An 8,231-nucleotide genomic window follows, 5' to 3' on the forward strand; every position below is an offset into this window, starting at 1 on the left:
GCGGCTACCGCACGTGGACGCGCAGCGTCGTCGACGACCCGCTCCTCGTCGGCCAGCGCGGCGGAGACGTCGGCGGCGTCGACCTCGCGTCCGCCCTCGCGATCCGCGGCCGGGTCACGGGCCCCGACGGCGCACCGGTGCGCACCGACGTCGTCGTGCACGCGCCCCGCGTCGTCGCCGGCCAGACCCGCTGGGTCGTCGCCGACCGGGTCCCGACCGACGCCTCCGGCCGCTGGTCCGCGCCTGTCGTCCCCGGCGACTACCGTCTGCAGGTCGAGGGCACCGACGAGCTGCTCGGCGAGTTCTGGGACGACGCCGCCTCGGTCGCGGCGGCGCGCACGGTCACGGTCGGCGACACCGACGTGCTCGCGCGCGACACGGTCCTGGCAGCCCGGGCGCGCTCCGGCGTCCGCGGCACCGTCACCACCGCGACGGGTGCCGCACTGGCCGAGGCGCGCGTGAGCGCCTCGGTGCTGCGCGACGGCGAGTGGGTCGTGCTCGACGAGACCACCACCTCCGCCGACGGCCGCTACCGGCTGCTCCTGCCCGACGGGACCTACCGGCTGGGCTTCTCGGCGGACCGCCACCGCACCACCTTCGGCCCGGGCTCCGCGACCGTCGGCGCCGCGTCGTCGGTCGTCGTCGCCGGGGCGCTCGTCAGCCGCGACGTCCGGCTCGAGATGGTCAGTGCCCGGGTCCAGGGCACCGTGAGAGGCGCGTCGGGACCGCTGGCAGGGGTGGACGTCCGGGTGCTGCAGGGCGGCAGCGACGACCTCGTGCCCGTCACCTCGGCGCGCACCGACTCCGCCGGCCGCTACGAGGTGCAGGTCGACGCCGGGCGGTACGTGCTCGCGTTCGAGGACCCCTCGGGCGACCACCGGGGCGAGTACCTCGCCGGCGCCAGCACCTGGGCGTCGGCGACGCGGGTGGTCGTGGCCGACGGCGCGACGCTCACCGGCCGCGACGTCACCCTCGCGGCGAACCCCCGCCTGGTCGGTCGGGTGCAGACGGCGTCCGGTGCCGGCGTGGGCGACGCGCTGGTCCGTCTCGTCCGCCCGCTGGACGCCGCCGGTGCCGGCGGCGACGTCGTGGCCGAGACCACCACGGACGACACCGGCGCCTACGGACTCGCCGCCCCCGCCGGCGCCTACACGGTCGAGGTGGTGCTCGACGGTGACGTCCGCTGGACCCTGTCGTCCCTCGCGCTCGCGACGGGCACCACCACGCGGACGGTGACGCTCGCCGACCAGCGCGCCGTCACCGGCCGGCTCCTCGGACCCGACGCCCGCCCGGCCGCGGGTGTGGAGGTGCGGGCGTGGCGCTACGACCCCCGCGACGACACCGCCGTCGTCGTCGGTCGCGCGGTCTCCGGCACGGACGGCAGGTACGCGCTCGCCGTGCCGCCCGGCGTCTACCGGGTGGGCTTCCACGGCCTGCCGCTCGGGTACGCGACGACCTTCGCCGGTGGCCCCGACCTCGCCACAGCTCGCGCGGTCCGGGTGGCGTCCACCGACGTCGACGGCGTCGACGCCACCCTCGCCGCCGCCACGGGGGTCACGGGCAGCATCAGCGACGCCGCTGTGCTCGCCGACGCGCCGCCTCCGGAGCTGGAGGCCGTGTTCCTCCGGCTCGACACCGAGGCCGGACGGTGGGTCGAGCAGGAGCGCACGACACCCGGCTACGGCGCGTACCAGGTCGAGCTGCCGCCCGGCCGGTACCGGGTCCGGGTCGTCGAGCGGCAGGAGCCGTTCCGCACGACCCACCACGGTGGCGGCACCGCGTTCTCCTCGGCTGCCGACGTCGAGGTCGTCGCCGGGTCGCTCACACCGGGCGTCGACGTGGTCGTCGGGTCGGAGCTCGGCACGCTGCGGTCGGGCGCCGCACCGACCGTCACGGGACGGGCCGCCGTCGGCGGGACCCTCACCGCCGACCCCGGCACCTGGACACCCACCGCGACCGACGTGGCCTTCCAGTGGCTGCGCGACGGCACGCCCGTCACCGGAGCCACCGGTCGCAGCTACGTGCCGGGTGTCGCCGACGTCGGACGTGCGGTCTCGGTGCGCGTGGTCGCCTCGCGGGCGGGGTACCGCTCCGCCCTCGCCGTCAGCGCGCCCGTTACGGTCGCGCCCGGGACGCTCGTGTCGACCTCCCCGCCCGCCCTCACGAGCGACCCCGTCGTCGGCACCCGCACCACGGCGTCCAGCGGCACGTGGTCGCCGGCCGACGTGACGCTCGCCCGGCAGTGGCTGCGCGACGGCCGCCCGGTCGACGGCGCGACGGGCACCACGTACCGGCTCGGGCTCGACGACGTCGGCAGCGCCGTGGCGCTCCAGGTGGTCGGGCAGGTCGACGGACAGCAGCCCGTGACCACCACGTCGGCCGCGCGCACCGTCGCTCCCGCCGCCCTGACCGCCCGCACCGCGCCCACCGTCACCGGGACCGCCCGACCCGGCTCGACCCTCACGGCCTCGCCCGGCACGTGGGACGCCGGCGACCCCACGACCGGCTCGACGTCCTTCGGGTACCAGTGGCTGCGGTCGGGCAAGGCCGTCACGGGGGCGACCGGTCCGACGTACCGCGCCGGCACCGCCGACCTCGGACGTCCGCTCACCGTCCGGGTGACCGCCACGCGACCGGGCCACGTCACAGGGTCGCGCACGTCGGCGTCGCGGACCGTCAAGGCGCAGCCCGCCCTCGCCGTCACGAGCACCGGAGGTCGCCGGAGCGCGACGTTCACCGTCGTCGTGCGCGCGGGTGGCGCCACTCCCACGGGGACCCTGCGCGTCCGGCTCGGCTCGCGCACGCTGCGCAGCGCGACCCTCACGACCTACCGGGGCACGCGTCGCGCCGTCGTCACCGTCACCGGGCAGGCCAAGGGCACCCGGGTCTACACGGTGGAGTACCTGGGCGACGCGAAGGTCGAGGCCCGCTCGACCAACCGTCGGGTCACCGTGCGCTGACGACAGGACGGGCGTCCCACCAACCCCGGACCGGTGGGCTTTTCGTGGGCGGGCGGCGGGTATCATGGGGAGTTCGCAGAACGACCCACGAGAGCCGAGGAGAGGCGTGTCCTCCGAGCAGCAGGCCGCCGCAGAGATCGCAGCGGAGCAGGCGTACGTCGACGTCGTCTACGGCCGCCTCGACGAGTCCACGAAGGTGGCGCAGTCGCTCGTCACCGAGGGCTTCGCCCGTGGGCACGTCGGCAACGAGGGCGGTCTGGTCGAGCGCGACGCGATGGTCTTCCAGGCCACCCGCCGCCTGTCGGCCCTGAATGCCGCGCACGACGGCCTCGTGTTCGGCCGCCTCGACCTGCAGGGCGGCGAGGCGCGGTACATCGGCCGGATCGGTGTCCGCGACGCCGAACGCGAGATCCTGCTCGTCGACTGGCGGGCGCCGGCGGCCGCGTTGTTCTACCAGGCCACGGCCCAGGACCCCACCGGCGTCGTCCGCCGTCGCGTCCTGCGCAGCTCGGGCAAGACCGTCGTCGGGGTCGAGGACGACCTGCTCGACGCGGAGAACGCCCCCGAGGACATGGTCGTCGTCGGCGAGGGTGCGCTGCTCGCCAGCCTCTCGCGGGCCCGCGACAGCACCATGCACTCCGTCGTCGCCACCATCCAGAAGGAGCAGGACGAGGCCATCCGGGCGCCCAGCCGCGGCGCGACGATCATCGGCGGCGGCCCCGGCACGGGCAAGACCGTCGTGGCGCTGCACCGCGCGGCCTACCTGCTGTACACCGACCGCCGACGCTTCGAGTCCGGCGGCGTGCTCGTCGTCGGCCCGTCGTCGGTGTTCATGAGCTACATCGAGCGGGTGCTGCCGAGCCTCGGCGAGACCGCCGTGACGCTGCGCTCGCTCGGCGAGGTCGTTGACGGGGTCGGCGCGCGCGAGCACGACGAGCCGGTCGCCGCCGCGGCCAAGGGCTCGTCGCGCATGCTGCCCGTGCTGCGGCGCCTGGCCACGTCGCCGCAGCCCGGCGAGCCGACGTCGTTCCGCTACTTCTACAAGGACGACGTGCTCGTCCTCGACGCCAAGAAGCTCGCCAACATCCGCCGTGGGCTGCTCTCGAACCTGCCCCGCAACCGCGCGTACCCGAAGGCGCCGGCCGCCGTGGCGCGGGCGCTGTGGCAGCAGGTGTCGGGCGAGCGGGCGCTCGAGAAGGGCGAGGAGGGCTTCCTCGACGAGCTCACCACCGACCACCGCTACGTCGACTTCGTCGAGGCGTGGTGGCCGCCGGTCGACGCCGTCGAGCTCTGGCGCACCCTGCCCAAGCGGGTCGGTGAGCTCGCCAACGGAGCGTTCTCCCGCGAGGAGCTCGACGCGATGGTCACGTCGTGGGCCTCGGGCGTCCCCGCCATCGAGGACGTCCCCCTCATCGACGAGCTGCGCTACCTGCTGGGCGAGGTGCCGCCCGACGACGAGCGCGACGACGACGTGCCGCGCCAGCTGATGAGCTTCGAGCGACGGGAGCGCGAGGTCGAGAACGAGCTGCGCTCCACCACCAGCATCGACGACGACGGGTACGCGCACGTGCTGGTCGACGAGGCGCAGGACCTCTCGCCGATGCAGTGGCGCATGCTCGGCCGGCGCGGTCGCTACGCCAGCTGGACGATCGTCGGCGACCTCGCGCAGTCGTCGTGGCCGCACGCCGACGAGGCCGAGCAGGCCCGCGTGGCCGCGCTGGAGGGCAAGGTCGAGCACCGGTTCCGGCTCTCGACCAACTACCGCAACTCCGCCGAGATCTACGACCTCGCGGCCGACGTCGCGCAGGTCGCGATCCCGGGCGCCGACCTCGCGGAGGCCGTGCGTCGCACGGGCGAGGCGCCGCGGCACGAGTGGGTCGCCGACGCCGCCCTGCTCGACGCCGTCGCGGCCGAGGCCGACACGATGCTCGAGCGGGTCGAGGGCACGGTCGCGGTGGTCGCCGCCCGCGCCGACCTGCCGCGGCTGCGGGCCCGTCTGGCCGACCGGCTCGCGGCCCACGACCGGCTGCGGGTGCTCGACGGGCTCGACACCAAGGGCCTGGAGTTCGACGCGGTGGTCGTGGTCGAGCCCGACGCGATCGTCGCGGAGTCCGAGGCGGGCTGGCGGACGTTCTACGTCGTCCTCACCCGCGCCACCCAGCTCCTCACCACGGTCGGCACCACCCAGACCTGGCTCTCCCGCGTCTCCTGACCCCACCCCACCCCGCCCCCCGCCCCGCCCCTCCAGCCCTCCCCGCGTTTTGTGGACTTGGTGACGGTTTCTCGAGCAGAAACGGTCACCAAGTCCACAAAACGCGGGGACCTCGGGCTGGGCGGGGGGACCGGCGGGACGCCTTCTAGGGTGGACGGGTGCGCAAGATCGCGGTCGGCCTCGTCCTGCTCGCCGCCGCCGTCCTCACGGGACTGCCGGTGGCGACGTCGACGTTCCTGCACAGCGAGCGGCACCTGACCATCGGTGCGCACCAGGCCGTCGTCAGCCCGCAGGTCGACGGGCACGCGACGATCGACTTCGGACCCCTGCTGCCGGAGGTACGGGTCCCGGTCGACGCGCCGCTCGGCGTCGGCGTGAACGTCCGGCTCGGCGACTCCGACGCGGTGGGCCTGGAGGAGCTGCTCCAGCGCGACGCCGCCATCGCCGCCCAGCCGAGCGGCGAGGTGCGCGAGGTGACGGCCGCCGTCACCGACATGGCCGCCGAGGCGGCGCTGCGCGGCCTGGGGGTCGGCGTCCTCACCGTCACCGTCCTCGTGCTCGGCTGGCGCGCGGTCGGTGCCGACCGTCGACGTCGGATCCGCCGCGAGATGGTGCAGCCGTCGCGCGGGCAGGTCGCGGGCGGCGTCGCCACCGTCGTGGTCGTCGTCGGCGCGCTGGTGCTGGTCAGCCTGCCCGAGCGTCAGGACGCCGAGCCCGCGCAGACGTGGACCGCGGCGCGCGAGGTGTTCCCCGAGCTGCCCGCCGACCCCGTGCTCGACCGGCTGCAGCTGGCCCAGGGCAGCGCCACCACGAGCAGCCGCGCGCTCGTGGAGGGTGCGCTGTACCTCTACCGCGACTCCGTCAGCTTCTACGGCGCGCTCGAGGAGCAGGCGACGCAGGTGCGCGTCCGTGAACCCGAGGACGGCGAGACGACGGCGCTCGTCGTCACCGACCGGCACGACAACATCGGCATGGACCCCGTCGCCCGCAACATCGCCGACCGCGCCCAGGCCCGCCTGCTGATCGACCTCGGCGACGACACCTCCCAGGGTGGCGCCTGGGAGACCTTCAGCATCAACTCCCTCGCCCGCGCGTTCAAGGGCTTCGACGTCGTCTCCATCGGCGGCAACCACGACTCACGGCGCACGACGAAGGACCAGGCGAACGCCGGCTTCACCGTGCTCGACGGTGAGCCCGCCGAGGTCGGCGGCGTCCGCTTCCTCGGCGACACCGACCCGCGCGGCACGACCCTCACCGGCTACACCGAGGACGCGAAGACCCGCGACACCGCCCTCGACGACCAGGACGAGGAGCTCACGACGACCGCGTGCGAGGCCGACGAGCGTGGCGAGCGGGTCGGCGTGCTCGCCGTCCACTCGTGGGCGTCAGGGCGCAAGGTGGCGGCCAGCGGCTGCGTCGACCTCGTGCTCACCGGGCACCTGCACTACCAGGTGGGCCCGCGGGCGATCGCCGGTCCCGACGGCAGGTCCACCACCCGGCTGACGACCGGGACCACCGGCGGCGCGGTCCTACCGATCGCCCTCGGCAGCAGCCTGCGGCGCGACGCCCAGGTCACGATCGTCACCTTCGACGCCGACGGCGCGCCGGTCGGGCTGCAGGTGGTCACCTTCACGCCCGCCGGGGTCATCGACGTCGGTGACTACACCGAGCTGCCGCTCACCTCCTCGCCGTCGCCCGCCGACCCGGATCCCACCGAGGACCCGACCGCCGAGGACCAGGACCCGGAGGCTCCCGTCCAGCCGTGATCGAGCTGCCGGCCGCGGTCGCGGCGTTCGCCCGGCGAGGTCCGCGCTGGGCCGCGTTCGTCGACGCCCTGCCGCGGACGGTCGACGACCTGCTCGCCGAGTGGGGCCTGCGGGTCGACGGGGCGCCGATGCACGGCGAGGTCGCGCTGGTGCTGCCGGTGCGGACCGAGCGCGGCCTCGAGGCGGTGCTGAAGGTGGGGTACGTCGACGAGGAGTCCCGCCACGAGCACCTGACGCTGACCACGTGGGACGGGCGCGCAGCCGTGCGGATGCTGCGTGCCGACCCGGCCCGTGGCGCGCTGCTGCTGGAGCGCGCCGGCCCGACGGCCCTGTCGTCGTTGCCGGCGCTGGACGCCTGCGAGGTGGTGGCCGGGCTCTACGCCACCCTGCACGTCAGCGCGCCACGTCGTCTGGTGCCGCTCTCGACGCTGGTGGGGCGGTGGACCGAGCAGCTGGCCGCGGCGCAGGACGAGGTGCCCGCCCCGCGCCGGCTCGTGCAGCAGGCCGTCGCGCTCGGCCGCGCGTTCGCGGGCGATCCCGGCACCGACGGGCTGACCGTCCACGCCGACCTGCACGACGCCAACGTCCTCGCCAGCCGTCGCGCGGACGGTCCGGGCGGGGGCGGCGTGCCGTGGCTCGTGATCGACCCGAAGGGCATCAGCGGCGACCCGGCCTACGAGCCCGCCCCGCTGCTGTGGAACCGGTGGGACGAGGTCGCCTCGGCCCGTGACGTGCGCTTCGCCGTGCGCCGCCGCTTCCACACCGTGGTCGACGTCGCCGGGCTCGACGAGCACCGGGTGCGCGACTGGGTGGTCGTGCGGATGATGCTCAACGCCCTCTGGACCCTCCAGGACGCGCAGGAGGCGGGCCGAGCCCTCGACGCCGCCGACCGCGCCTGGACCACCCGCTGCGTCACCATCGCGAAGGCCGTGCAGGACTGACGGCTCGGTCCCGCCCCCGGGCGGTAGGTGACGCGCCGAACCCGGCCGGGAGGTAGGTCAGACGTCGCACAGCGACGAGATGACGCGCGAGACCTACCGCCCGCAGTGGCGCAGCAGCAGGTGCGCGTAGGCGCGGGCGCTGAGCACGACCTCGTCGATCGGCACCGACTCGTCGACCGCGTGCGCGTCCTCGATGTTCCCCGGGCCGTACTGCACCGTCGGGATGCCGGCGGCCGCGTACTGGCGCAGGTCGGAGCCGTACGGCGCGCCGACGGACAGCGGCTCCTCGCCGCCCGCCGCGACGACCGCGTCGCGCACCGTCGCTCCGAACGGGTGGCCCTCCGGCAGCGCG

At 75.3% G+C, this 8,231-nt stretch carries 5 protein-coding genes; 4 read left to right on the top strand and 1 reads right to left on the bottom strand.

From position 1 onward, the window contains the following. The 4 genes from NH339_RS16155 to NH339_RS16170 all read left to right on the top strand — a co-directional run. Positions 1 to 2,960 (top strand): carboxypeptidase regulatory-like domain-containing protein (locus tag NH339_RS16155; protein ID WP_253027051.1); only part of this gene is annotated, 2,960 nt, incomplete at its 5' end. Between the two features lie 64 nt (positions 2,961 to 3,024). Then, on the top strand, positions 3,025 to 5,172 hold the full coding sequence (locus NH339_RS16160; RefSeq protein ID WP_374208337.1) for an AAA family ATPase: 2,148 nt from the start codon (positions 3,025 to 3,027) through the stop codon (positions 5,170 to 5,172). Positions 5,173 to 5,330: 158 nt separating this feature from the next. Next, positions 5,331 to 6,938: a metallophosphoesterase gene (locus NH339_RS16165; RefSeq protein WP_253027053.1), complete on the top strand. Its 1,608-nt coding sequence runs from the start codon at positions 5,331 to 5,333 to the stop codon at positions 6,936 to 6,938. Next, a complete protein-coding gene (locus NH339_RS16170; RefSeq protein ID WP_253027054.1) occupies positions 6,935 to 7,879 on the top strand; it encodes an aminoglycoside phosphotransferase family protein in 945 nt (314 codons plus the stop codon). The genes NH339_RS16165 and NH339_RS16170 overlap by 4 nt, the downstream gene beginning before the upstream one ends. A 93-nt stretch (positions 7,880 to 7,972) precedes the next feature. Here the strand turns inward: NH339_RS16170 and NH339_RS16175 are convergent. Continuing rightward, the coding region (locus NH339_RS16175; RefSeq protein ID WP_253027055.1) for a M20/M25/M40 family metallo-hydrolase at positions 7,973 to 8,231 on the bottom strand (259 nt) is incomplete at its 5' end.

It is taken from the genome of Aeromicrobium sp. CnD17-E, assembly GCF_024124745.1.
Lineage (GTDB): Bacteria > Actinomycetota > Actinomycetes > Propionibacteriales > Nocardioidaceae > Aeromicrobium.

What these genes read in the sequence shown, in the direction of transcription:
- NH339_RS16160 (WP_374208337.1), top strand. Translation starts at nt 3,025, where the DNA reads ATGGGGAGTTCGCAGAACGACCCACGAGAGCCGAGGAGAGGCGTGTCC.